26 protein-coding genes are annotated in these 25,619 nt (G+C 42.0%); 11 read left to right on the top strand and 15 right to left on the bottom strand.

Going from position 1 to position 25,619, the window contains the following annotated elements; all coding sequences use genetic code 11:
• Positions 1 to 108 precede the first annotated feature (108 nt).
• On the top strand, positions 109 to 561 hold the full coding sequence (locus HB679_RS14365; RefSeq protein WP_214072694.1) for a hypothetical protein: 453 nt from the start codon (positions 109 to 111) through the stop codon (positions 559 to 561).
• On the opposite strand, the gene HB679_RS14360 is transcribed toward HB679_RS14365, so the two are convergent.
• The 3 genes from HB679_RS14360 to HB679_RS14350 all read right to left on the bottom strand — a co-directional run bounded on the left by HB679_RS14360 (position 558) and on the right by HB679_RS14350 (position 4,709).
• Positions 558 to 2,663, bottom strand: coding sequence for a TonB-dependent receptor (locus tag HB679_RS14360; protein WP_255547616.1), 2,106 nt, complete (start codon positions 2,661 to 2,663; stop codon positions 558 to 560). The two genes, HB679_RS14365 and HB679_RS14360, sit on opposite strands and share 4 nt — an antisense overlap.
• Before the next feature lie 67 nt (positions 2,664 to 2,730).
• Positions 2,731 to 3,990 carry a hypothetical protein gene (locus HB679_RS14355; protein WP_214072693.1) on the bottom strand — a complete coding sequence of 420 codons (1,260 nt, stop codon included), beginning with the start codon at positions 3,988 to 3,990 and terminating at the stop codon, positions 2,731 to 2,733.
• Positions 3,991 to 4,187: 197 nt separating this feature from the next.
• Positions 4,188 to 4,709, bottom strand: a complete 522-nt coding sequence (locus tag HB679_RS14350; RefSeq protein WP_214072692.1) for an NADPH-dependent FMN reductase — start codon at positions 4,707 to 4,709, stop codon at positions 4,188 to 4,190.
• 276 nt (positions 4,710 to 4,985) lie between these two features.
• Between HB679_RS14350 and HB679_RS14345 the strand changes: the two genes are divergently transcribed.
• The 5 genes from HB679_RS14345 to lepB are packed head-to-tail and all read left to right on the top strand — an operon-like array spanning position 4,986 to position 9,358.
• Complete coding sequence (locus tag HB679_RS14345; protein WP_214072691.1) at positions 4,986 to 5,789, top strand: AAA family ATPase; 804 nt, start codon at positions 4,986 to 4,988, stop codon at positions 5,787 to 5,789.
• A 1-nt stretch (position 5,790) separates the two neighbouring features.
• Positions 5,791 to 6,708, top strand: coding sequence for a ParB/RepB/Spo0J family partition protein (locus HB679_RS14340; protein WP_214072690.1), 918 nt, complete (start codon positions 5,791 to 5,793; stop codon positions 6,706 to 6,708).
• 3 nt (positions 6,709 to 6,711) lie between these two features.
• On the top strand, positions 6,712 to 7,404 hold the full coding sequence (locus HB679_RS14335; RefSeq protein WP_214072689.1) for a DUF5683 domain-containing protein: 693 nt from the start codon (positions 6,712 to 6,714) through the stop codon (positions 7,402 to 7,404).
• Positions 7,405 to 7,441: 37 nt separating this feature from the next.
• Positions 7,442 to 8,188 (top strand): 4-hydroxy-tetrahydrodipicolinate reductase, encoded by a 747-nt coding sequence (gene dapB, locus HB679_RS14330; RefSeq protein WP_214072688.1) that lies wholly within the window; start codon positions 7,442 to 7,444, stop codon positions 8,186 to 8,188.
• Positions 8,189 to 8,221: 33 nt separating this feature from the next.
• Positions 8,222 to 9,358 carry a signal peptidase I gene (gene lepB / locus HB679_RS14325; RefSeq protein ID WP_214072687.1) on the top strand — a complete coding sequence of 379 codons (1,137 nt, stop codon included), beginning with the start codon at positions 8,222 to 8,224 and terminating at the stop codon, positions 9,356 to 9,358.
• 107 nt (positions 9,359 to 9,465) lie between these two features.
• Here the strand turns inward: lepB and HB679_RS14320 are convergent, their stop codons facing one another.
• The 8 genes from HB679_RS14320 to rpmB all read right to left on the bottom strand — a co-directional run bounded on the left by HB679_RS14320 (position 9,466) and on the right by rpmB (position 17,201).
• Positions 9,466 to 10,545, bottom strand: coding sequence for an Ldh family oxidoreductase (locus HB679_RS14320; protein WP_214072686.1), 1,080 nt, complete (start codon positions 10,543 to 10,545; stop codon positions 9,466 to 9,468).
• 33 nt (positions 10,546 to 10,578) lie between these two features.
• A complete protein-coding gene (locus HB679_RS14315; protein WP_214072685.1) occupies positions 10,579 to 12,090 on the bottom strand; it encodes an IPT/TIG domain-containing protein in 1,512 nt (503 codons plus the stop codon).
• A 66-nt stretch (positions 12,091 to 12,156) separates the two neighbouring features.
• Entirely contained in the window at positions 12,157 to 13,776 is a 1,620-nt protein-coding gene (gene bshC, locus HB679_RS14310; protein WP_214072684.1) for a bacillithiol biosynthesis cysteine-adding enzyme BshC, read from the bottom strand.
• A 46-nt stretch (positions 13,777 to 13,822) separates the two neighbouring features.
• Positions 13,823 to 15,157, bottom strand: a complete 1,335-nt coding sequence (gene rimO / locus HB679_RS14305; protein WP_214072683.1) for a 30S ribosomal protein S12 methylthiotransferase RimO — start codon at positions 15,155 to 15,157, stop codon at positions 13,823 to 13,825.
• 116 nt (positions 15,158 to 15,273) lie between these two features.
• Positions 15,274 to 16,239: a signal recognition particle-docking protein FtsY gene (gene ftsY, locus HB679_RS14300; RefSeq protein ID WP_214072682.1), complete on the bottom strand. Its 966-nt coding sequence runs from the start codon at positions 16,237 to 16,239 to the stop codon at positions 15,274 to 15,276.
• A 180-nt stretch (positions 16,240 to 16,419) separates the two neighbouring features.
• Positions 16,420 to 16,581 (bottom strand): DUF4295 domain-containing protein, encoded by a 162-nt coding sequence (locus tag HB679_RS14295; protein WP_214072681.1) that lies wholly within the window; start codon positions 16,579 to 16,581, stop codon positions 16,420 to 16,422.
• Between the two features lie 97 nt (positions 16,582 to 16,678).
• Complete coding sequence (rpmG, locus tag HB679_RS14290) at positions 16,679 to 16,861, bottom strand: 50S ribosomal protein L33 (RefSeq protein ID WP_214072680.1); 183 nt, start codon at positions 16,859 to 16,861, stop codon at positions 16,679 to 16,681.
• A 106-nt stretch (positions 16,862 to 16,967) separates the two neighbouring features.
• A complete protein-coding gene (gene rpmB, locus HB679_RS14285) occupies positions 16,968 to 17,201 on the bottom strand; it encodes a 50S ribosomal protein L28 (protein WP_144247620.1) in 234 nt (77 codons plus the stop codon).
• A 230-nt stretch (positions 17,202 to 17,431) separates the two neighbouring features.
• Between rpmB and acs the strand changes: the two genes are divergently transcribed.
• From acs to HB679_RS14260, 5 genes are all read left to right on the top strand, one after another.
• Positions 17,432 to 19,333: an acetate--CoA ligase gene (gene acs, locus HB679_RS14280; protein ID WP_214072679.1), complete on the top strand. Its 1,902-nt coding sequence runs from the start codon at positions 17,432 to 17,434 to the stop codon at positions 19,331 to 19,333.
• A 109-nt stretch (positions 19,334 to 19,442) separates the two neighbouring features.
• On the top strand, positions 19,443 to 20,216 hold the full coding sequence (gene surE / locus HB679_RS14275; protein WP_214072678.1) for a 5'/3'-nucleotidase SurE: 774 nt from the start codon (positions 19,443 to 19,445) through the stop codon (positions 20,214 to 20,216).
• 2 nt (positions 20,217 to 20,218) lie between these two features.
• The gene (gene lpxB, locus HB679_RS14270; protein WP_214072677.1) at positions 20,219 to 21,328 is read left to right on the top strand and encodes a lipid-A-disaccharide synthase; all 1,110 of its coding nucleotides are present in this window, start codon (positions 20,219 to 20,221) and stop codon (positions 21,326 to 21,328) included.
• 457 nt (positions 21,329 to 21,785) lie between these two features.
• Complete coding sequence (locus HB679_RS14265; protein ID WP_214072676.1) at positions 21,786 to 22,223, top strand: DUF1569 domain-containing protein; 438 nt, start codon at positions 21,786 to 21,788, stop codon at positions 22,221 to 22,223.
• A 31-nt stretch (positions 22,224 to 22,254) separates the two neighbouring features.
• The gene (locus HB679_RS14260; protein WP_214072675.1) at positions 22,255 to 22,824 is read left to right on the top strand and encodes a dihydrofolate reductase family protein; all 570 of its coding nucleotides are present in this window, start codon (positions 22,255 to 22,257) and stop codon (positions 22,822 to 22,824) included.
• 246 nt (positions 22,825 to 23,070) lie between these two features.
• On the opposite strand, the gene HB679_RS14255 is transcribed toward HB679_RS14260, so the two are convergent.
• From HB679_RS14255 to HB679_RS14240, 4 genes are all read right to left on the bottom strand, one after another.
• Positions 23,071 to 23,223, bottom strand: coding sequence for a hypothetical protein (locus HB679_RS14255; protein WP_214072674.1), 153 nt, complete (start codon positions 23,221 to 23,223; stop codon positions 23,071 to 23,073).
• 32 nt (positions 23,224 to 23,255) lie between these two features.
• Positions 23,256 to 23,411 carry a hypothetical protein gene (locus HB679_RS14250; RefSeq protein WP_214072673.1) on the bottom strand — a complete coding sequence of 52 codons (156 nt, stop codon included), beginning with the start codon at positions 23,409 to 23,411 and terminating at the stop codon, positions 23,256 to 23,258.
• A 22-nt stretch (positions 23,412 to 23,433) separates the two neighbouring features.
• On the bottom strand, positions 23,434 to 23,613 hold the full coding sequence (locus tag HB679_RS14245) for a hypothetical protein (RefSeq protein ID WP_214072672.1): 180 nt from the start codon (positions 23,611 to 23,613) through the stop codon (positions 23,434 to 23,436).
• A gap of 203 nt (positions 23,614 to 23,816) precedes the next feature.
• The gene (locus HB679_RS14240) at positions 23,817 to 25,028 is read right to left on the bottom strand and encodes an MFS transporter (RefSeq protein WP_214072671.1); all 1,212 of its coding nucleotides are present in this window, start codon (positions 25,026 to 25,028) and stop codon (positions 23,817 to 23,819) included.
• Positions 25,029 to 25,619: the final 591 nt, after the last annotated feature.

The following is a 25,619-nucleotide window of genomic DNA, read 5'->3' as shown; positions in this document are numbered from 1 at the left end:
CTTAGATACAAGTATAGCCCTATGTAGTTATAGTTATTTTAATGTTAAGGATTTAATAACAGGCTTGAGCACACCTAAAAAAATACGCACCTTTGCAATATGACAGCATTGACCGAAGAACAACAGGAACGCCTCGACATTATTAACCATAAGCTCAAATTTACGGAGCAAAGGCCGACGGTTGCGGTGATAAGATCGTTGGATCCGATAGTCTTGGCTGCGGATGATATGACTAAGCTAATTAACATGGCCGGCGGCGTGTTAATTGAGGGGGACGAACAAACGTTATTGTCACTTAACTCGGATGTGCTTGTTTTAATGCCTGATGAAACGCCAATTGCCCAAATTATGGCCAGCATAGATCAGTTATTGCAATTGCCGGGTTTTACCGATTTAAGTGCGGTAAAAAATAATCGCCTGTACATTGTTGATAGCGAAACCGACAATGATGATGCGGCGGAAAGTACAGTCGAAACCATTGAAATGCTGGCTGAAATGATCTACCCCAAACAATTCATGTTTGGTTACGAAGGCACCCGCTGGATTAAGTTTACAATCTAAAATTTTACATTAAATCCGGCGTAATAATTACGAAGCGCCGACGGGTTGTAAAAGCGATTGCCTACCGCATCTAAATCGGCCCCCAGGTTATAATATTCATTCAACAGGTTATCTACCCCCGCAAAAATTTCAAGATGCGATTTATTGTTTAACTGGTGTTGCCAACCAACTTTAGCCTGCACTAAATTATAGCGCGGCGCATAGAAGGTATTTGCCTCGTTTAATGGAATACGGGCAGTGGCATTATATTGAGCATACAGATAAAGCGACTGTGGAAATTTAACTTGCACACTAGCTACGCTTACATCACGCGGTACGCCGGTTAATTCATTACCCGCATAGGCTGTAGTAGCATCAGCGTAGTTACCAAAAGTAAACTTGCTTAAAGTAAACGACTCGCCTATTTGCAGACCACGAATAAAGTCGCTGCTGTTTTGTTTAATCAACCAATCACTAAAATAAAGCTCCAGGCCAGGTTGTTTGATGTCGCCCGAGTTGACATAATATTCTGTTTCGTCGGCATTTAGGCGGCGTACAATAGCATTATTCAAGCGGTAATAAAATGCGGATATATCCAGCAAAAAGCTTTCGTCATTACTTCGCAATCGGAAACCGGTTTCATAGTTCCAGCCATACTGCGCCTGTAATGTCGTGTTAATGATATTGTCGGATGGACGGATTTCGGCAGAAGTAGGGGTTGAATAACCACGGCTGCTCGATATGCGCCATACAAAGTTATTGTTGATCTCGTAAGACAAGGCTAAGCGCGGCATGATCTGCGGAGAAAAAGTTTGCTTCGTAAATGAAGTCTGCATTTTAGGATATATATTCTCAAAATCATACCCATAGAAGTTTAAACTAGCTGCCGCTTCTACATGCAAATGGTTGGCTATGGTTTCTTCATATCGGGCAAAGAAAAAGTGCGTACCGGTATTTACTTTATCCAGGCTTTGGGCCGTGTCACGCACGCCGCGGCGGTTGCCGTAATCATTATTGTCGGCATTGGTTTGCGACCATTCCATGCCCACATTGGCTTTCCAGTTAAAATTGTCTTTCTTTTCGCCGGTAAACTCAAAATAGGTACGCATGCCATAAGTGTATTCGTAACGTTGTTCGTAATTGGTAATGAAAGGGTTGGTAAAGTCGACATAAGTACCGTAAACCGCGAAAATATTACGGATATGATCGTTTAGGTGCCACTCGTTTACCGCGCCGCCATAAGTCATTTTGTTGGTAATGCTGGCATGCTGAGCAATTGAACCGGGAACGGCTGGCGTTGACGGGCGAGCCTGGGTTGGATCTACAGCTACCTGAGCTAATGTTAAGCCACCCGGTGTTTCGTAGCTCAGATCTGAGTAAAATCCCAGTACTTTGATGGAATTGACGCCGCCGTAAGTCAGCTTATCGCTTAACTGAAAATAATGGCGATACATATCGCTATGTACGCGGTACCCATGAGCAGTTTCGTAAGACTGATTAAAATCAAATTGATTGTTTTTGGTGACGTTTTGAAGGCCGACGTTTTCATGTACCAAGCCATAAGAGCCGGCGCTAAATCCTGCTGTCGCAAAATTGGTTTTATCAAGGGGATCAACCGGGCTAATTAAAACCACACCTCCTGAGTTTGCGCCAAATAAACTGCCATCGGGTCCTTTTAAAACTTCGATACCTTTTACGCTGGTAAAATCAACAGAGTTCAGGTAAGTATTACCTCCCGCATCTGTTAAGGGCAATTCGTCGTAATAGATTTTAACATCGCGTATACCGAATGGCGAACGCAGTAAACTACCTCTTATAGATAATCGATAACTACCCGGCGAGCGCTCTTCCATGCGCACCCCCGGTACCGTATTTAAAGTTGATATGGGCGAGGCATCCGGCTGTACCTTAAGTTGGTCGGGCGTTATCACACTTACCGAAGCCGGAACGCTTAGTAAAGGCTTTTCAGAAAGATAACCTTTAACTGTAACAGGTTTTAACCTGGTGGTATCGGTTTTTGAAGTATTGTTATTGCTTTGAGCCATGGCGACAGTAGCGCCAAACAAAAATAGAGTTATAACGAAGGGGATTTTGAACACGTAAATAGCATTAGGTACGATCAAAAATAGTCCTTTGTTAAGTAAAAGGACTATTTTTATTGTAAGATGTTAGATACGAATGGATGCTTTGTTAATTAGCCTTTTTGCTAAGCAATAAATTGATGCCCGCCCGATAACTTGCATAGCTTACCGTGTATTGTTCGGCAGTTATAATTTGGCTTGACGGGTAATACCCGGCGTATATTTCTACCCGGTTATTGAGTACTATACCCGCTTTGGTAGTAAAGCCAAAGTAAGAAGACACTGCGTTGGGGAAAATTACGTCGTAACTGGTTGATAATTGGCCACCAAGATATATATTGTGTACATATTGTTTATTACTGTATGAGCACAGATTGGCGGCAAAACCACCATCAATAAAAAATTTAAAGTTTTCGCCATTGTAAATATTGAAAACAAGCTGCGGATTTGCAGAGAAGACATACTGATTGTACTTGAGTTTTTCTGTTTCGGAAGATGCGGTATAAGTGCGATCGATATCGCCTTTGGTACCTGAGAAGTTTAACTCTGTCCTGAAAATTAGTTTGCCGATGTTGTTTTTGAGATAAATATCATACCCAACATTTATCGCCGGTAAAACCGATGAAGCCGCTCTGTCGGTAATTAGGTTATTTTGCTCAGTCGTACTTATCGAAGCATCGTTTATGCCCGCTCCTAAATAAAATCGGTTTGCCAGGTGTGATATAGCAGGTGCTTTAACTATGCCAGCTGATCCATTTATTCTGTATACCAATTTGGCGATATCGTCTGCATCATACCTTACCCTTTCAATGTCTTTAAAAAGCTTACTGTCGCCCGGTTGGTAGGTTTTGGCCGATTTTTGTAGTTGAAATACGTAGCGGGCATCAGTTAATATTCTATCCTCACCCACCAGGTAAAAATGCCTGATCAATGATTTTGGCGGCTCATTACCCTGCTGAATAAATAGCTCTTCCTTTTTATCGTTGTAAGAATATAAGCTGACATGATTGCCTGTTGCAACCACTTTCAAAAATACGGTATCAATAATTACAGTGGTATCTATACTGTGCGACAACTCAGAAAGATTTATTTTATCCTGAGCTATAGGTACAACAAAACGCTGAAAACGATCATAGCCGGTAACGCCAAATCCTGTACTATTTAAAACATTATATTGATTGACTTTGGGCGCACCATCTGCCTTGAATTTAATTTGTCGTGGGTTGCGGTACCATTCCTTAAAATCAATCGAGCCTTTGATAGTATCGCCGGTTAGAGTAACTACATAACCTTTATGGAAATTGCTTTGTGCTTTCAAAAGCACCGGAAAAAAAAGCAAGGCAATTAGCGCCTTCTTAAAATAATTCATTGTGACTGTTTAGCTTTGCTAAGCTAATCAAAAAGAATTTTCTTTAAAATCTGAAAGTGCTATTGGCGAAAATATTTGTTAAATATAAGCGCTGCCCCAGCCAATAATAAAATAATGCATTGGTTTTCATCGCAGTTACAGATGTTTGGTAATATAAGCAACTTGCCAGCCAATTTTGTTTGAATTAAATGGAGTGATTAGAACTTTATAAGCTTATCTATTTGTTCGTCGGTAAACTTTAAAGTATCCTCTTTAAAGAAAGAGCCTTGCTCATCAAATTCAGTTTTAATATTGGCAATGTGAAGTTTCAGTGCCATAATGTTTAAGTGCACGTAATGGCAAACCCCGGTAAAATGATCAATACCGCGAATGTTGCCATATTTGCCGGATGATATACCCACCAATGCTGCTTTTTTGTCGTAGAAACTGTCCGGAAAGGAGCAGGCGTCAATAAATACCTTTAGAGCGCCCGGGAAACTGCCATTATATTCAGGTATTATAAAAATGAATTTATCTGTAGCGGTAACGATATTCTGGATAACCTGGAATTCGGCGCTGCGTTTGCCGTACAGATCTGTAATTAATAAATTGGGTGGCAACTGTTCAAGTGACAAAATTTGTGCCTCGACACCTTTTTCAGCCAGCTGCTTCTGGTAGTAACGCGCCACTTTCAGCGTCGAACTGCCGGGGCGATTGGTAGATGATATAATGGTGATCATGCTCTTTATAATGAGTGAATTAGCGATTGTATGAATGAGTGAATGTAGCTGGTCGTGCTACCAGTTTGTAGTGAATTGCAATGGGTTTATTCACTCATTCGCTAATTCACTCAATCACTCATTTCCACACAATATGTTTGTAAATCGGCTAAAACTGTGGATTTCTACAACGTTTTAATCTATATCTTAGCGCTGGTAAAAAGTTTCCCGAAGGTAGAAATTAAAATTTCTATTTTCCGTTGTAATAAACACTGTTATAAATTTTGGAGATAGATAATGAGTAAGATAATTGCATTAGCCAATCAAAAAGGTGGTGTCGGTAAAACCACGTCATCCATAAATCTGGCCGCAAGTTTAGCCGTATTAGAGTACAGAACGCTATTAGTTGATGCCGATCCGCAGGCCAACGCCACATCTGGTATTGGTTTTGATCCGCGCAATGTAAAGAACAGTATTTATGAGTGTATCATCAACGAAGTAGATCCGAGCGAGGCTATTATAAAAACCGAAACCCCAAACCTTGACCTGCTACCTGCGCATATTGACCTGGTAGGTGCCGAGATTGAGATGATTAACCTGGAAAACCGCGAGTATAAAATGCAGGAGGTTTTCAACAAGATCCGCGATAATTATGATTTCATTATAATTGACTGCTCGCCATCTTTAGGTTTAATCACCATTAACGCTTTAACCGCAGCCGACTCGGTAATTGTACCGGTACAGTGCGAATATTTTGCGTTAGAAGGATTGGGTAAACTATTAAACACTATTAAAATTGTACAAAACCGCTTAAATCCTCAGTTAGAGATAGAGGGTATATTACTAACCATGTATGATGTAAGGCTGCGCCTTTCAAACCAGGTTGTTGAAGAAGTGAGAAATCATTTTGAAGACATGGTGTTTGATACCATCATACAACGTAACACCCGTTTAAGCGAAGCGCCAAGCTTTGGCTTATCGGTAATTATGCACGATGCAACTTGTAAGGGAGCCATTAACTACCTTAATCTGGCCCGCGAAGTGATACGTAAAAATGGTTTAGTGAAAGATGAATTAGCGGAAACTACAGAAACAGCATAAAATGAGTGCAGAAAAAAGGAATGCTTTAGGCAAGGGATTAAGTGCACTATTGAATGATTCTGAAAACGTTCTTCCCTATAAAAAAACAAGTAGTAGTAATAACGGTAACAATATAGGTGACGTTAACAGTCTTGGCTCGGTAAATGAAATCAAGATTTCTGAGATTGAGGTTAACCCTTTCCAGCCACGTACCGAGTTTGACGAGCAGGCATTAGCCGACTTATCGGCTTCGATAAAGCTGCAAGGTTTGATACAGCCTATTACCGTTAGACGTGTTAGCGCCAATAACTACCAGCTGATATCTGGCGAACGCCGTTTGCGTGCGTCAAAATTGGCTGGTTTAACCCAGATCCCGGCTTACATACGTACCGCAAACGACCAGCAGATGCTGGAAATGGCGTTGATTGAAAACATCCAGCGAGAAAACCTGAATGCTATCGAGGTAGCGCTAAGCTTTCAACGGATGTTGGACGAGGTAGGCCTTAAACAGGAAGAATTAGGTGAGCGTGTAAGCAAAAACCGTTCTACTGTTAATAACTATCTACGTTTATTGAAATTACCCCCAACCATACAAGCCTCTATTCGCGATGGCGAGTTGAGTATGGGCCATGCCAGGGCATTAATAACTATGGATGACCCTGCACAACAATTATATTTGCATAAACATATCATTGAACAGGGTTTATCCGTTCGTAAGGTGGAAGAGATGGTGCGCGATCTGCAAAAATCACGTACTAAAAAGGAAGGCAAACAGCCTGATGAAGTATCATTTCATTTTCAAAAGATACAAGACGATCTGGCTACCAGGTTTAGCTCGCAAGTTAAACTTAAGGTAAACGGCCAGGGCAAGGGTAGTATTGAAATTCCTTTTTTATCAGAAGATGATCTTGGCCGCATACTTGAAATGTTGGACTGGTAACAAATGCAGAAATACCTTTTTATAGTTGGCTTTATCATAGTTTTTAGTTTTTCGGCAAGTGCACAAGCACCTGTTAATCCCACTATGCCTGTAAAAACTAAGAAAGATAGTTTACAAGAAAAGCGCGACTCGGTGAAATCAAAACCATTCGTGCCTAAGATTAACAGTATCCCCAGAATTTATCACCCCGATAGTACGCACAGTCCTACAAAAGCCTGGAATCGCTCTGTTTTTGTGCCGGGGTGGGGCCAGGTTTATAACCATCAATATTGGAAAGTGCCTATAATTTATACAGGTTTAACTTTATTGGCGATTATGTATCGGTACAATGAAAATGCCTACTCCGAAGATTTGACTTTATACCGGTACCTGCATACAGGCACAGCGCCCAAATTAGGCGATAAATATTACGATCTTTATAATCTATACTCCACACACGGTGTTACCGATGTAACCGTTGGTAATGCTGTAAGAAGTTATGAGCGTTACCGCGACCTGGCAGTCTTGCTATTTGCAGCAAGCTGGGGCATACAAACTATCGATGCATACGTCGATGCTAAGTTTCAACATTCTTACTCGATGGATAATGATTTCAATGTCGGTATCCGCCCTACACTAATGAACAATCCGGTTTACGCGCAAAATTTAAGCAGTGCATTTATTCCGGGTATAAAACTTACCTTTACACTTCGATAAAGCGGGTTATATTTATCTGTATATAAAAATAAAACGAATGAAGATTGCATTACTGGGTTACGGCAAAATGGGTAAGATCATTGAAAAGATTGCACTTGATCGTAAACATGAAATTGTATTAAAAATTGACCAGGACAACCAACACGATCTAACTACAGAAAACCTGCAACAAGCAGACGTAGCTATTGAGTTTAGTACACCGGGCACCGTACTTGGCAATATTGAGCATTGTTTTAAAGCAGGTGTCCCTATTGTGGTTGGTACTACCGGTTGGTATGAACAGATAGACGAAATTAAAGAGCGCTACCAGGAAAGTGATAAAGCGCTTATCTACGGCACTAACTTTAGCGTTGGCGTAAATATATTTTTCCATATTAATAAGGTTTTAGCAAAGCTGATGAATAACCAGCCGTATTATGATGTGCAGGTTGAAGAGATTCACCATACTCAAAAGCTGGATTCGCCGAGTGGTACTGCTATTACGATAGCCGAAGGTATTATTGAACACCTGGATCAGAAAAAGCACTGGGTTAATATTTTGACCGATGCCGGTAACCCTGTTGATGATAATGCAAAAGCTGAGGACGTACTGATCGAATCGCTCCGCATTGACAGTGTACCAGGTACTCACACTGTGATCTACGACTCTGAAGTTGACACTATAGAAATTAAACATACTGCACATAACCGCAATGGCTTTGCTTTAGGCGCTGTTTTAGCTGCCGAATGGGTTAAAGAAAAGAAAGGCTTCTTCTCTGTGGCAGACATGTTTGATTTATCCTAAATAATAAATTAACTAAGCGATATTTAAAAGATAATGAACTGGAAATTCTGGAATAAGAACAGCACCAAAACTAAGGCTAAAAAGAAAACTAAAACCCGCGAATGGGTTGATGCCGTTGTTTTTGCGGTGATTGCCGCTACACTGATCAGAACCTTTTTTATTGAGGCCTATACTATCCCTACGCCATCAATGGAAAGATCATTATTGGTAGGCGATTTTCTGTTTGTAAGTAAGGTGAATTACGGGGCACGGACACCAATGACACCAATAGCTTTCCCGTTTGCGCACCATACCATGCCACTGATTAATACTAAAGCTTATTGGGACGGTTGGGAACTGGGCTATCACCGCCTGCCGGGTTTCAGCGAGGTTAAAAAAGGTGATGTTGTGGTATTTAATTACCCGATGGATGCCGATTCGCCATACTATCGTCCGGTCGACAAAAGAGAGAATTACATTAAACGTTGCCAGGGCGCACCGGGCGACACGTTAAGCGTTGTGCAGGCACAAGTTTATATCAATGGCAAGGCTGCTCTAAACCCGCCAGAGAGCCAGTTAGATTATACCATTACTTCTAAAACCACTTTAAATCCGGATATCGAAGATCAGCTTCATATTACACGGTATGATGAAAATCCTTATCCGTTTATGACTAAGGATTCATATAATGCCCTTAAAGCTTATTCTGGGGTTACCGTTACCCCAAATATCAGGAAGCCGCAAGAACCTGATTATGTTTATCCAACCAATCCGCAGCACCCGGTTGGGCCGCTAAGTTTGCAGTTGCCGGGTAAGCAGCATGATTTTCATTGGAACGTAGATAACTACGGCCCAATCATCATCCCTAAAAAAGGCTGGACCGTAAAACTGGATAGCGTTACGTACCCGTTGTATGAGCGTTGTATCGCGGTTTATGAAAACAATAAAGTACAGATTGTTGGTAATGATATTTTGATTAATGGTAAAAAAGCAGACACCTACACCTTTAAAATGAACTATTACTGGATGATGGGCGATAATCGTCATGACTCTGACGACTCGCGTTTCTGGGGTTTTGTGCCCGAGGATCATATCGTAGGCAAGGCCTTGTTTATATGGTTAAGTCTGGACGACCAGGGTACTTTCCTGGGTAAGATCAGATGGAGCAGATTCTTTAAGATTATACATTAAGCCCCCGGCCCCTAAAGGCCGAGTGATTAGCATAAAAAAAATGGCCCGAAACTTCGGGCCATTTTTTTTATGAAGTTAAGAAAACTAGCGCTTCAAAAATTTCCCCTTCAGGGAGCTAGGGGGTCAACATTTAGTTTCTGCGCCACCTCATTTAAATCCTTCACTACCGCGTTAACTATCGGTATGCCATTTTTACGTCTATCTTGTTCCGCCTCATATTCAGGCTCGCCGGGTATGATCACTTTTTGATCAGGATGAACAGTTGAAGCCGATTTAAAGCGCGTTACCCAATTATCCAGATGATCTTTAAACTCATTTACGGGTCGGAAACCATCCACGCGCATAGCGCCTAGAAAGTGCCCAATGCCGGAACCTACCGGATCGGCAGGTGGTTCAAGGAACGACACAAACGGCGGAACCCAGGGCCCATAATTAGCACCTGATAGCACAGCAGATAAAATGTCAACAGTAGCACTCAAGCCAAAGCCTTTATGACTGCCATGATCGCGGTCGCTGCCTAAAGGCAAAAGCGAACCGCCATTTTTTAGAGCATGTGGATCGGTAGTGTAATTGCCTTCTGCATCCTGGATCCAACCTTCGGGCACCGGTTTACCTGCTCGCTGAGCAATTTCTAATTTGCCATTGGCCGCCGCCGATGTTGCCATATCAATAATAACCGGCGGGTATTTACCTGCCGGGAAAGCATAACACATCGGGTTGGTGCCCAACATACGTTCGTTCGAAAAAGTGGGCGCCACCAGCGGGCTGGCGTTGGTCATGGCAAAACCTATCATGTCTTTTTGCACAGCCATCAGTGCATGATACCCGGCAATCCCAAAGTGGTTGGAGTTGCGGATAGAGATCCAGCCCGAACCATACTGCTCAGCTTTTTGCATAGCCACCTGCATGGCAAAAGGCGCAACTACCAAACCCAAACCGGCATCGCCATCAATAGTAGCCGTAGTAGGTGTTTCATGCACTATGCGGATATTGGGTGTCGCATTGATACGTTTCTTTTCCCAAAGGCGTACGTAGCCGGTTAAACGGGCCACCCCATGCGAGTCTATGCCACGCAGATCAGACAATAGTAAAACATCGGCGGCAAGCACTGCGTGTTCTTTACTGCAACCTATTGACAGGAATACGTTCTCAGTAAAATGTCTTAAATCAGATTCTGTTACAATCATTCGCAAAGATACGTACCATGATAAAGCGGTAGTCTATTTCAGAACGATTTTTCTGATATAATTACCGTCAGTCACATAAATATTGCCGGCAGCATCTATTGCGATACGTTGCAACGCACTAAATCTGGCTGTGGTTTGATCTCCATCAACATGACCGGATTTGAGATCGCCCGCTATTATACTGACCTTACCCGTAGTTGGATTAATCAATTTTATTCTGTTGTCATTTCCGGCTTCTGTGATTAGCAAATTATTATTTTTATCGAATGCCATCCCGAAAGGATATTCCTTAAAGAAAACACTCACTTGTTTTGTTGGAGTGATTTTTTTGATAGAATAACTGTTATCTTCAGCTACGTAGATATTACCGTTTAGATCAACAGCTAAAGCCGAGAGCTGAGCAAAAACAGATGGATCGGGGGATTGATAAATTGGAAAACCACTAGGATTGCCAACGACCATCTCCAAACCCGTATCAGTTAGTCTATTTACCCATCCACGAACATTGTCAGTATAATACAAATTGCCACTTTTGTCGAAGCACATGTCACTGATATCATAATTTTGTATTGCTGATGGATATGTTGCCGATGGTTCCCCAATATAAGGTACTATACCACTTGGCGTGATTTTATATATAGATCCCCCGGCTGAGAATAAAACTAAACCATCTTTACCGATTGTTATTCCTTGTGGGTTTGACACGCCGCCCGAAAAATCTCCATTTCCAGCAAACGTGGTAACTACGCCGCCCGGCGTGATTTTACGTATTCTGGCATTTTGAAACTCGGCAACATAAACATTTCCGACATTGTCAACTGCTAAGCCGATAGGAGTATTAAAGAAGGCCTGAGACCCGCTTCCGTTTACAGCACCGCTATTACTATTTCCTGCAATTGTGGTAACAGTAGCAGACAGATAATAAGTAAATACCGGTCCATCAACTGTCTTCCCGTCTACGGTTACAGTGATTTTGCCTACACCTGCATCGCTGGGTACTTTAACCGTCAGCTGCGTACCTGTTGCAGCAGTAACGGTTGCTGCGGTGCCATTAAAAAACACTTGGTTATTGGTTGGTGTCGTACTAAAACCTGATCCTGTGATATTTACTATGGTGCCAGCCGGCCCTTCATTTTTGTCTATTAAATTGGCAGCCAACGGTTGTAGGTACGTAAAAATTGAGCCTGTTGCCGATTTATTATTAATAGTTACAATAATATTCCCTGTGCCGGCATTTTGTGGGACTTTAACTGTTAACTGAGTTGCCGTGGCTGCAGTAACTGTTGCAGGGAAAGCGTTAAAATAAACCTTGTCATCAGCTAATGTTGTGCTAAAATTGGTGCCTGTGAGAGTTATCACAGCATCAGCCTCGCCAGATGTTGGACTAAAAGAAGTTATTGTAGGTGCAATATTTGTCTGATCCGGAGGTGTTTGTTGGCCGGTATTTGTGTTACTGTTCGGGTTAGGATTGCTTTGTTTTGAACAAGCACAAATAAAAACAAATATAAAAGCTGAAACAGCAGTTCTAAGATAAGTGTGTGTCATGTGATAAGAATAGTACACTAAAGTAGCTTTCTTACCTGAGAAGTTCAAATTCGGCTTAGGTTTTTTCTACTCTGTCAATACCGCAAATTCAAAATCCAGGGGTTGGAAATTGCGAATCAATTCATCAATAAAATACTGCCCCCATTTTACGTACAATAAACCAAAATTTTCATTACGCTCCTGTAAGCTTTCGCCGGGGAAAAGTTCGGCTTTGATCTGGTCTATCTGTTCTAAGCGGGTGTGATAGTTTTGCTTTTCGGCCCTGATTAACTTTTTCTCCAGGTTATCAATAGCCTTTTTTAAACGGGTTTGTACCGCTTCTGTTGATGGTCCAAGCGTTGGGTCGATCTTAGCGGCTTTTTGTTTAAGCTGATCAAATATTGCATTTAACTCGGCCCACTCGGTTTGTAAAGAAAGCTCGTGATCACTATGTTTTTTGATCCAGTAGTTTTTGAGTGCGTCGGTTGATTTAAAAAGATCGGCAGGAGCCAGCTCCATGCGTTTTATTTTTGCTGCCGATTCCTTGCGGATGATCAAACCTGAATTACGCAGGATCAGCACAGGAAAATCAACTTGATAATAATCAAAGTTCGATTTCAGCTCCAACCAGTAAACCACCTCGGCACCGCCGCCTATGTAAGCAATGTTAGGTAAGATACATTCCTGGTACAAAGGGCGCATCACCACATTCGGACTGAATCTTTCAGGATAAGTTGCAATTTCTTTTTTGATCTCGGCTTCTGTAAAGCTAATCTCTGTGTTTAATACTTTATATTGACCATCTTCAAAAACCAAACGTTCGCGCAATGCATTTTTTAGGTAAAAGAAATTAATCTCCCGCGGGTTTACCTGGATATGTACGCCAAGCTTTACCAACTCTTCGTTGGTGGCACTTATATTTTTGAAGCTGTTTTGTTCGATGATGTCTCGCTCGATGATAGGCGCAAATTGCTGTTTCAGTTGCTTGTTGTCAGCATCTATGATCACTAAGCCGTACCGGCCAAATAAAGCGTTTACCATGTAGCGGGTGGCGTCAGCAAGACGGTCGAAGTTGGTATAAGCTGTTTCAACTATCTTGCCCAAATCTGCCGAAAAACCAGCAGTGCCTAATACGCCTTTGTATTGGTTCAATGCCTGGCGCAGGGTCTCGGGGTTTATCCGACCTGTTGCACCGGATGCCTCGTGCCACCAATGCACTTTTTTGCCACCAATGGTAGTGTAGTTGATCTCGGCGAAGTCATGATCCTCCGAAGCCATCCAATAAACGGGCACAAAATTTTTATTGGGAAACTTTTCTTTGAGTTGCTGGGAGAGTTTTATCGCCGTAACTATCTTATAAATAAAATATAGCGGGCCGGCAAAGATATTCAATTGGTGGCCGGTGGTAATGGTATAAGTATTATCGTTCCTTAAGCATTCAATATTTTTCCTTACCGGTTCGGCTATACCAAATAGTGGGTCCCAGATGCGGGCGTATTTAACAATAATTTGGTATTGATCAGTTAAAGTATCGGCCAGTAGGTTGCGGTCGGCAATAACTTTCTTGTTCTTAAGAAATTCGGCAAAGCCGTCAAAAGTAGGGCGATAGCTATAAAAAGGTTTTAATTCCGGCTTGTCTTCCAGGTAATCAACAACCGTAGGGGAAAAGAATCCCGTTTCTTTATAGCTTATACAATCAACGTCCATTGGTCAAATGTAAAAATCATTTAACCTTTTACGCAATGGCTTTCGTTTATTTTACAATATGTCCATAAAGATCAAAATCTTCGGCCGAGTCGATCTTTACATTCACAAACGTACCAACAGTAGCGTAATCAATCGAAGCGGCCAACAAAACCTCGTTATCAACTTCAGGCGAATCAAATTCTGTACGGCCCACAAAATATGGTCCGTCTTTTTTGTCTATGAGTACTTTGAATGTCTCGCCAATCTTCTCCTGGTTTTTTTCGAAAGAGATGCCTTGCTGTATTTCCATGATGGCATCAGCGCGTTCCTGCTTTACTTCTTCCGGTACATCGTCAACCAAAGAATGTGCATGCGTTTTTTCTTCGTGCGAATAGGTAAAACATCCCAGGCGATCAAATTTGGTGTCTTCAACCCAGTGTTGCATTTCTTCGAAATCTTGCTCAGTTTCGCCCGGATAACCGGTAATCAGCGTGGTGCGCATGGCAATGCCCGGCACGCGGTCGCGGATCTCGTTTACCACATCGATAGTTTTTTGTTTGGTGATACCGCGGCGCATAGATTTAAGCATATTGTCAGTAATATGCTGTAAGGGCATATCCATGTATTTGCAGATGTTAGAACGTTCATTCATTACATCTAAAATCTCCATCGGGAAACCTGAAGGATAAGCATATTGCAGGCGGATCCATTCGATGCCGTTAACATCAGAAATACGGCGAAGCAACTCGTCCAGATTACGTTTGCCGTATAGGTCAAGACCGTAATAGGTAAGGTCCTGGGCAATTAATATCAGTTCTTTCGTACCGTTTTTAGCTAATTTTTCAGCAGCCTTAACCAAATCTTCCATCGGTGTGGTTAAGTGCTTGCCACGCATCAACGGGATGGCACAGAAAGAGCAAGGGCGATTACAACCCTCGGCAATTTTAAAATAAGCAAAGTGAGATGGAGTGGTCAGCAAACGCTCACCAATTAGCTCATGCTTGTAGTTGGCACCAATAGAGGCTAATAAGTTTTGCAGATCATTAGTGCCGAAATAGGCGTCCACATTAGTGATCTCTGCCTCCAATTCAGGCTTGTAACGTTCAGATAAACATCCGGTAACGATAACTTTGCCAACTTTACCTTGTTCTTTCAGCTCACTATATTGAAGAATGGTATCGATAGATTCTTGCTTGGCATTGTCAATAAAGCCACAGGTGTTGATCACGATGATATCGTCTTTACCTACTTTATTAGATTCATGCACCACATCAAAAGCATTGCCTTTAAGCTGACCCATCAAAATCTCAGAATCATAGGTGTTTTTAGAACAACCTAAAGTCACCACGTTTACACGGGGCTTCTTAGTTAGTATCGGCTTGCTTATTTCTTTCGTCCTCATATCTCATGTGTGTCATTGCGAGCGATAGCGTGGTCCCGAACGTTCGGGACAAGGAGAAAAGTGTTCGACTGCAATGCTCGCGATTGCTTCGTCGTTCCTCCTCGCAATGACAAAAATTAATCTTTAAATAGCGAATCTACGAACGCCTTCCGATCAAACAATTGTAAATGATCTACGCCTTCGCCAACGCCTATATATTTTACGGGTATTTTAAATTGATCTGATATACCTATCACTACACCACCTTTAGCGGTGCCATCCAGTTTGGTTAGTGCCAAAGCATTAACCGCAGTGGCCTCGGTAAATTGCTTGCATTGCTCAATAGCGTTTTGACCAGTTGATGCATCAAGTACCAGCAAGATCTCATGCGGCGCGCCGGGTACTACCTTTTGCATCACGTTTTTGATCTTGGTTAGCTCGTTCATCAGCCCAACTTTGTTATGTAAGCGGCCTGCGGTATCTATAATAGCCACGTCGTCGCCACTAGCAACTGCAGATTTTAGGGTATCATAAGCCACAGACGCCGGGTCAGACCCCATTGCCTGAGCCACAACTTTAACGTCTACACGTTCACCCCAAAGTTTAATCTGGTCCACAGCGGCAGCGCGAAAAGTATCGGCGGCGCCTAATACTACTTTATTGCCTGCTTGTTTTAGTTTATATGCCAGTTTGCCAATGGTAGTAGTTTTACCCACACCGTTAACACCAACCACCATAATTACATAGGGTTTGTGCGTGCCATATTCAAAACTTGAAAAATCGTTGCTGTTATTTTCGGCTAGTAATTGTTGTATTTCATTGCGCAGCAAACCGTTTAAATCGGCAGTGCTTACATATTTATCGCGCGCAACGCGGGCCTGGATGCGGTCAATAATCTTGAGTGTGGTTTGTACGCCAACGTCTGACGTTACCAGTACCTCTTCCAACTCATCCAGCACATCATCATCAACGGTTGATTTACCGGCAATTACTTTGGTAATTTTTGAAAAAAAGTTATCCTTGGTTTTTTCTAAACCGGTATCAAGCACTTCCTGTTCTTCCGGCGTGCTTTCCTTTTTCTTGAAAAAATCAAATAGTCCCATGTGTTTTTAGATGTGCAGATATGCAAATATGCGGATGTGCAGATTAATAAACATCAGCTAAAAGTACTTTTATTCTAATTCATTTGCACATCTGTATATCCACACATCTGCAAATACAAAAAAAGCCTTCTCGCGTAAACAAGATGGCTTTAATATTATAATAGATTATTCCTCGTGGAATTATAATTTTCCGGCGATTGCGTCTTTAACAAAATCGTTAGCTACGATTTGCTCTTTGAATGAATAAGCACCAGTTTTTGGAGACTTAGTCATTGTAATAACTTTTGAATAATCTTTGCCTTTACCGGCAACTTTAAGGGTTGCAACTACTTTCTTTGCCATTGTCTTTAGTGTTGTACGTAATACGTTAACCGTTTACGCTGTGTTTTTAAATGAATTATTGCTGGTTACGTATAACGTAAAACGTCCAACGTATAACCTATTTAATTTCTTTATGAACAGTAACTTTCTTTAAAACCGGGTTGAATTTTTTCAACTCTAATCTTTCAGTTGTGTTCTTTTTGTTCTTGGTAGTGATGTAACGAGACATACCTGGTAAACCAGTTGTTTTATGCTCTGTACATTCTAAAATTACCTGAACTCTATTACCTTTCTTAGCCATCTTCTTTATTGTTATACGTACTACGGTATACGTATTACGTTATTTTCAAATTGATGTTATCTGTTAGCAGTGTTACGTATTACGTAAAACGTTTAACGTATAACTACTATATGTATCCTTTTTTTACAAACTTGTTGATACAAGCTGTTATCCCGTTTTTGCTGATAGTTTTAACAGCTGATGTAGATACTTTTAAAGTTATCCATTTATCTTCTTCAGGGATATAAAACTTTTTAAGCTTAAGGTTTGGATGAAACCTGCGTTTAGTTTTGCGGTTTGAGTTAGAAACGTTGTTACCAACTATTGACGCCTTTCCTGTTAGATCACAAATTCTTGACATGACAATTGTTTTTAAAACCCTTTTATTAAAGGGATTGCAAATATCAGGATTTTAAGTGGAATAGACAATACTGTTTTCAAAATATTTTAAAAAATATCTTGATGGTTCCGTTTAAGGCCTAATACTCAAGTTGCAGCGCCGTTTAATATGTTGAAAAAACTAAACTTTTAAAGATAAAATGCCGTTTTTATATAGAAATACTTAATTTTCGCTCACCAATTTACCCAGTTATGAAAATCACCTCGTTCGACCATTATAAAGAAGTCTATAAACATAGTGTCGACCAGCCCGAAGAGTTTTGGGCCGGTATTGCCAATACATTTAAATGGCGGAAGAAATGGGATACGGTTTTGGAATGGAACTTTAAAGAGCCCAACATCAAATGGTTTCAAGGTGGAAAGTTGAACATTGCTGAAAACTGCCTTGACCGGCACTTAGATACCATTGGCGATAAGCCTGCCATTATCTGGGAACCGAATGATCCAAAAGAAGATCATCGCATATTGACTTATCGGCAGCTGCACGATAAAGTTTGCCAGTTTGCCAATGTACTTAAAAATAACGGTGCCAAAAAAGGCGATCGCATCTGTATCTATATGCCCATGGTGCCTGAGCTGGCTATTGCTTTGCTGGCCTGCGCCAGGATAGGGGCTATACATTCAGTAGTTTTTGGGGGATTCTCGGCACAATCCATAGCCGATCGGATTCAAGACGCCGAATGCAATATCGTAATCACTGCCGATGGTGGTTTTCGGGGTACTAAAGAAACCCCACTCAAATCAATTATAGATGATGCGCTGGTACGCTGCCCATCGGTACAAAGGGTCATTGTGTTAACCCGTACCCGCACACCTGTGGCGATGATAAAGGGCCGCGATGTTTGGTGGGAAGACGAAGTTAAGAAAGTAGAAACCCAGGGAACCAAAGAATGCCCGATAGAAGAAATGGATGCCGAGGATATGCTGTTTATCCTTTATACATCTGGCTCCACCGGCAAACCTAAGGGGGTGGTACATACCTGCGGTGGCTATATGGTTTATGCGGGATTTACATTTGACACCACGTTTCAATATCAACCTGAAGAGGTTTACTTCTGCACTGCAGATATCGGCTGGATAACCGGGCACTCTTACATTGTATACGGCCCGCTGTCGCAAGGCGCTACGTCATTGATGTTCGAGGGCGTACCAACCTATCCGGATGCAGGTCGTTTCTGGGATATTGTAGATAAGTTTAAAGTTAACATTTTATATACAGCGCCAACGGCTATACGCTCATTAATGAGTTATGGCGACGACTTCCTGAAAGGTAAGGACCTGAGTTCATTGACCAAGCTAGGATCAGTAGGCGAACCGATTAACGAAGAAGCCTGGCACTGGTTTGATGAAAAGATTGGACATGGCCATTGCCCGATAGTTGATACCTGGTGGCAAACCGAAAATGGCGGCCACATGATTACTCCTATAGCCGGCATTACACCGCTTAAGCCCGGCTATGCCAGTTTGCCACTGCCGGGTGTACAGCCCGCGCTTTTTGACGAGGCTGGAAAAGAAATTGAAGGTAACGGCGTAAGCGGTAACTTGTGTATCAAGTTTCCGTGGCCGGGTATGCTGCGCACCACTTATGGCGACCATGAGCGTTGCCGCCAAACCTACTTTGCAACCTATCCGGATATGTACTTTACCGGCGATGGTTGCTTACGCGACGAGGATGGCTACTATCGAATTACCGGCCGCGTGGACGATGTATTGAACGTATCTGGCCACCGTATTGGTACTGCTGAAGTGGAGAATGCCATCAATATGCATAGTACCGTGGTTGAATCGGCTGTGGTAGGCTATCCACACGATATAAAGGGGCAGGGAGTTTACGCCTTTGTGGTGTCGCCTACTAAAAACGATGATGAAGAGCTTACCCGTAAGGATATCATGATGACCGTATCGCGCATTATAGGTGCAATAGCTAAACCCGATAAGATCCAGTTTGTGACAGGCTTGCCTAAAACCCGTTCAGGCAAGATCATGCGACGCATACTACGGAAGATAGCTGAAGGTGATACCTCTAACTTAGGCGATACTTCGACATTGCTTGACCCGGGTGTTGTTGACGAGATTAAAGAGGGTGCTCTTTAAGATAGAGTCGAGAACCAAGAGTCAAGAATTAAGATTCCAAGCCCCTTTTAGGGGCTTTTTTATGATATAAGCTTAAATGCTGACAGCGTTTTCTTAATTTTGAACCATCATGACAAACGCCAAACCCAACATATTAGTAGTAAACGACGACGGTATAACTGCCCCCGGTATCAAAGTGCTCATGCATGCCATGAAAGAACTGGGTCGTGTGGTGGTGGTAGCACCGGATAGTCCGCAATCTGGAATGGGGCATGCCATTACTATTGGTAAACCCTTAAGGTTGGATAAGGTCGACATTTACGAAGGTATAGAGATGTACAGCTGCTCGGGCACCCCGGTAGATTGTGTGAAGCTGGCGGTTACCAAGATCTTTAAAGGCAAGAAGCCTGATCTGTGTGTGTCAGGCATTAACCATGGCTTGAATAATGGTATCAATGTGCTATACTCAGGCACCATGTCGGCAGCGGTTGAGGGTGCTATTGAGAGCATTCCGTCTATCGGGTTCTCATTGGATGATTACACCATGCAGGCCGACTTTAGCCATTGCATCAAATATGTTAAGGAGATAGCGCAGCAGGTATTGGCGAACGGTTTACCTCCCGCCACCTTGCTCAACGTCAACTTCCCGGCTGGTGCGCATTTAAAAGGTGTCAAGATCTGCCGGCAGGCTAACGCCAAATGGGCCGAGGACTTTGACGAACGCATGGACCCATACAAACGTCCCTACTACTGGTTAAGCGGCGTGTTTCAACTGAATGACCATGGCGAGGACACTGATTCATGGGCGCTGGATAACAACTATGTATCGGTAGTGCCTATTCAATTTGATATGACGGCGCATTATGCCATACCGGTTTTGAATAGCTGGAAGTTTAACGTTTAACTATGAGATACTACCTGGTAGCCGGCGAGGCTTCGGGCGATCTGCACGGAGCTAATTTGATGAAGGAACTCAAGAAGCTTGACCCTCAGGCCGAGTTCCGCTTCTTTGGCGGCGACCTCATGCAGGCCGAAGGTGGCACCCTGGTAAAGCACTATGCCGATATGGCCTTTATGGGTTTCCTGGAGGTTGTGGCTAACCTGCGTAGCATATTAAAGAACCTGGCCTTCTGCAAGCAGGACATAGCTGCCTATCACCCAGATATCCTGATACTGATCGACTTCCCGGGCTTCAACCTAAAGATAGCGGCCTTTGCCAAACAGCAGGGACTGCCGGTATACTACTATATATCGCCCAAGGTTTGGGCCTGGAACCAGAAGCGGGTGCTCAAGATCAAGAAGGTGGTCGATCACCTGTTCTGCATCCTGCCATTTGAGGTCGACTTTTATAAGGACTGGGGCATGGAAGTAGACTATGTAGGTAACCCACTGCTGGATGCCGTTGCTGCCTTCAAACCAGACGCCGACTTCCTGCAAAGGCACAATTTAGGTAGTAAGCGCATCATCGCCCTATTGCCCGGCAGCCGCCGACAAGAGATCAACTACTTGTTGCCTGATATGCTGGCCGTCGCCGATCAGTTCCCCGGTTATCAGTTCGTCATTGCCGGTGCACCGTCCTTTAACGCCGATTACTATCACCAATACCTGAAAGAACGCGACATTCCCGTGCTGTTTAATTCAACTTACGACATCCTCAATAATGCCTATGCAGCTATCGTAGCATCGGGCACGGCTACTTTAGAGACGGCCTTGTTTAACGTGCCACAGGTGGTGGTTTATAAAGGTAACCCGGTGTCTATAGGTATAGCCCGTGTAGTGGTTAAAATCAAGTTCATATCGCTGGTTAACCTTATTGTTAATGAGGGGATTGTTAAAGAACTCATCCAGCAAGACTGCAACCCTACTGCAATCGGTGCTGAAATGGACCTGATCTTGAACGATGCCGCCTACCGCCAAACCATGCTGGCTAATTACGACACGTTAGACGAAAAGATGGGCCAACCCGGCGCATCTGCCAAAACCGCTGCGCTGATCAGGAAGTACAGTACGCAATAACTCCCCTGTTTTGTTTCACGTGCGTATGCAACAGTTGAAACAAGTGAAACACTATTTTTGATTAATTATCTTATAATTAGATAGTTATGAGAATTTAGTGAAACAAAATAAAACACAAATCCATACTTTTAAGTCATTTTTTGTTTCACCCGGGGGGGAGTTTTTTGCCCTCTCCGCCACGTCATCCTGAGCGTAGCGTGAGGATCTCTGTACAAAGGACAGGCGAAGCGCTCGGGAGATCGTCACGCTCGTACCTCGCTCACGATGACGTAGTAGGATTGATTTCAGATATCGCCACACCCATACCTCGTTCGAGATGATGTCTTGGTTTTTCCTCGTCATCGTAGCGGAAGCAATAGGATAACTTTTATTGTCGCATTTGCCCGTTTAAATTGTCTTGAAATACCCTGATTAAGTTAATAGAACATTTTATTTTTGATTTCAAATTTTTGAAGCCATGGAACTAATTACCGATAAACTTATTGCAGACCAGTTAATTAACCGCATAAACCTATTACAGCAAGACACTAAGCCGCAATGGGGTAAAATGAATGTTTACCAAATGCTAAAGCATTTAACCATGTGGGAAGAAATGGCCATGAACAAAACGCTGTACAAACAAGCGTTTCTTGGTCGCCTGATTGGAAAATTTGCATTAAAAGATATGTTGAAAGAAGGCCCCTTGAAACAAAGTATGCCTACAGTTCCGAGTTTCAAAATGAGTGGCGATGGAGATATCGGCCCCGAAAAAAGTAAATTAATCGACTTGATTAAAGCCCATATAGATTACCCTAAAGGCTTTTTGCATCCATTTTTTGGTAAACTTACTGCCGAAGAGGCAAGTCGCATGGCTTACAAACATGCTGATCATCACTTACACCAATTTGGTGTTTAAAACATTTTAAAGCACATAAAAACAGAATTATATGAGAAAAATAATTTCATTTATGCACGTATCGCTTGACGGTTTTGTGGCAGGACCGAACGGCGAAATGAACTGGATTAAAGTTGATGAAGAAATTTTTGACTACGTAGGTAAGCGAATAGGCGAATCGGACACCGCACTATACGGCCGTGTAACTTACGACATGATGGAAGGTTATTGGCCCACTGCAGGCGATGGGCCGGACGCGAGCAAGCACGACATTGAGCATTCGGCCTGGTATAAAAAGGCTCACAAAGTGGTGTTGTCAAAAACACTAAAAGGCCAGAGTTTGCCTAACACAACAATTATTAGCGACGATCTTGTTGATAGCATAAATAAACTCAGACAACAGCAAGGCAGCGAAATTCTGCTTTTTGGCAGCCCGACAGCTACACACGCACTTATTCAACAAAATTTGATTGACGGTTACTGGCTGTTTGTTAACCCGGTTATTCTTGGGCAGGGCATCCCGTTGTTTACAGGCATCAAAGACAAAGTAAAACTGCAACCGGTTATTGCTCCAAAACAATTTAGTTGTGGTGTAACGGCGTTGAGTTACGTAGTGGAATAAACGTAGATACGCAATAGTTTGTGTCTCCACCTAAATTATCGCCTGTACGAACGTAAAACCTGATTTGTCATTGCGAGCGTAGCGCGGCAATCGCGGACTTTGCAGCGTGCGATTGCTTCGTCGTTCCTCCTCGCAATGACAAATTATCTCACTCAAAATCCACCACAAAAAAATAGAGCCTCGCAAATTGCGGGGCTCTATCGTTTTCATAGGTAATAGATTTTTATAGGTAGATGTATATGTTGATCAGGCGGCTTGTTGTTGTGGGGCCGACTGGTTGTTGCTGGTGAACTGACCTTTATTTCTGAAAGCTTTAAGGTCTTGCATTAACAGTGCTTTTAACTCGTTATCAAAACGGATCAATAATTTGCTGGTTGCTGGTTTTTGTGAAGTTTTCATAGGTAGATGTCTTTAGGGGGTGATATTTTTAATTAAGCAACAGATAATTGCTCGTTTTTAATAGCTCTTAAAAATTGATTTTTAGCACCTTTTAACATTTTCAGATCATTCATTATGATCTCTCTTAGCTGGTTGTCAAACTGAGCAACTAACTTACTTACTGCTGGCTTCTGATTAATAGTTTTCATAATGTATGTTTTAAATATCTTGTTATTTCGTTTTGTCTTTTTGGTCATCATCCTCATTCAGGTTGTCGTGGCGGCGTTTGGCTTCTTTGTATTGTCTTAACAATTGTTCCTTGTCTCGCTCGTCAGTCGGTTTGTTCGGGTCCGTTGGATCTTCCCATTCCTTTTCTTTACCCTCTCGGGGTTTTTTATCTTCAACAATCATGATGTAATAGTTGATGGTTGCTCAATACTATTCCAATTAAGTGCCAAGAATTTCAAATCAGCCAAAAAAAGTCATCTGTACTTCAGAAATATTTTACAATGCTGTGTAAAATGTTGAAAATTAGCTCCTTGTTAAATTGTAACAAAAAAGGTGAGAAGATAAAAGTGTCTGGAAAAACAGAATATTGAAATTTTACAAAGTACTTAAGACTGTACAACTGTAGGCTTATTCTGTATCTTTTTGCGATTAGCCAGGTGCAAAACAGTGGCAATGGTTGATACAACGATACCTAGTATACATACGCCGTTCCATTGATACAGGTGCCAAAGCTGGGTGGCTATAAAAGTACCCAGCGCGCCGCCCACAAAATAGGTTACCATATATATTGTATTAATACGGTTGCGTGCCCCGGCATTTATAGAGAATATAATAGCCTGGTTAGATATATGGGTGGCTTGTACGCCCATGTCCATTACAACAACACCGATGATTAAGCCAACCATACTATGCGCCGAAAATTGAAATACAATGAATGATATAATAACAAGGACTAAAGTAAAGGTGGATAAGTGATAAGGATCCATTTTATCGCTCAATCGGCCCATGGCGCCAACAGCCAGGGCACCAAAGGCACCCACTAAGCCAAATAACCCGGCCACATCACTACCCATTTGGAAATTTTGCTCCAGTAAAAAGGTCAATGTACTCCAAAATGCGCTGAAACAGGCGAAGCACAATGCGCCGCGCACGGCCGCCAAACGCAATTTAGGCTCATCGCGAATTAGATGTACCAGCGATAGCATCAGGTTTTTGTAGGTGCCTTTATAGTCGGGTTCAACCTCGGGCAATAAAAAATAAATGAGCGCCCACATTAATAACATTAAGCCGGCTGCTATATAAAACATGGCTCGCCAGCCAAAATGCGCGCCTATAATGCCGGCAAATGTTCTTGATAATAATATACCAATGAGCAGGCCGCTCATTACCACGCCTATTTTTTTTCCTCTTTCTGTGGGATGTGCCAGGTGCGCTGCCATGGGTATTAATAACTGCGGTATCATGGACGACGCGCCTATGAGTAAGCTGGCTATAATTAATGTGGTGATGTTGGGCGCAATAGCGGCTAATAATAAAGCGGTTACCACAAACGCAAAATCAATCAGCATTAGCCGTTTGCGTTTAAACATATCTGCCAGGGGGATGATAAAGAACATACCTACCGCATAACCAATCTGCGTAAATACCGAAACCTGCCCTGCTTTTGCGGCGCTTACTTTAAATGTACGCTCAATCTCTACTAATAATGGCTGGTTATAATATAGATTGGCAACCACCAGCCCCGTAGCAATGGTCATTACCCATAAAGTAGTTGTAGTTAAATGCGGTTTTTGTGCAGACGCGGCAGTAGGTGTCATTATGTTAATATAAGTTTACAAAAATGTAAAAGCAATTTAATATGGATGTAGGCTTTAAGTAATAATTTAGCGCCGCGTTAAAAAAAGCTTTTTAGAAAAATAAGCATTTGATGTAATGATCTATAAAAAAAGCATTACGAAAATATTTTTTCTTATTAGTGGGGGTTGTTTTTTAATCAAATTGGTTAAGAAATCACGTTAAAAATCAAAAAAGATATAAATGGTGTAATTTTTTAAGTGTTTTTTCAAAAAAGACTTAAATTTTATCAAATAAAAAGCCTGAAAAAATATTTTTCAGGCAAAATTTGTTTTGTAATGTGTCTAAAAGGTTAATTTTGAGTTATTATTGTAACAATGTTAACGTTTAGATGGATAAATTAGGAATGTGATAGGTGTCAATCTCGATTTTACAAAAAAATTACAAAAATAAATTTGCACAGTTAAAATGTTAGTGTTACCTTTACACCATGCAAACGGGATAACATCCTGAGAGCAACATAAAAAAGTCTTCTCATAATTTAGGTTTATAATTGGTTTAGTAAAGGTCCCTGCCCATCAGGGACCTTACTTGTTTTATACCTTTTTGTAATT

The sequence above is a fragment of the Mucilaginibacter sp. dw_454 genome (assembly GCF_018449775.1).
GTDB lineage: Bacteria > Bacteroidota > Bacteroidia > Sphingobacteriales > Sphingobacteriaceae > Mucilaginibacter.
This window is presented reverse-complemented; position numbering and strand designations above follow the sequence as displayed.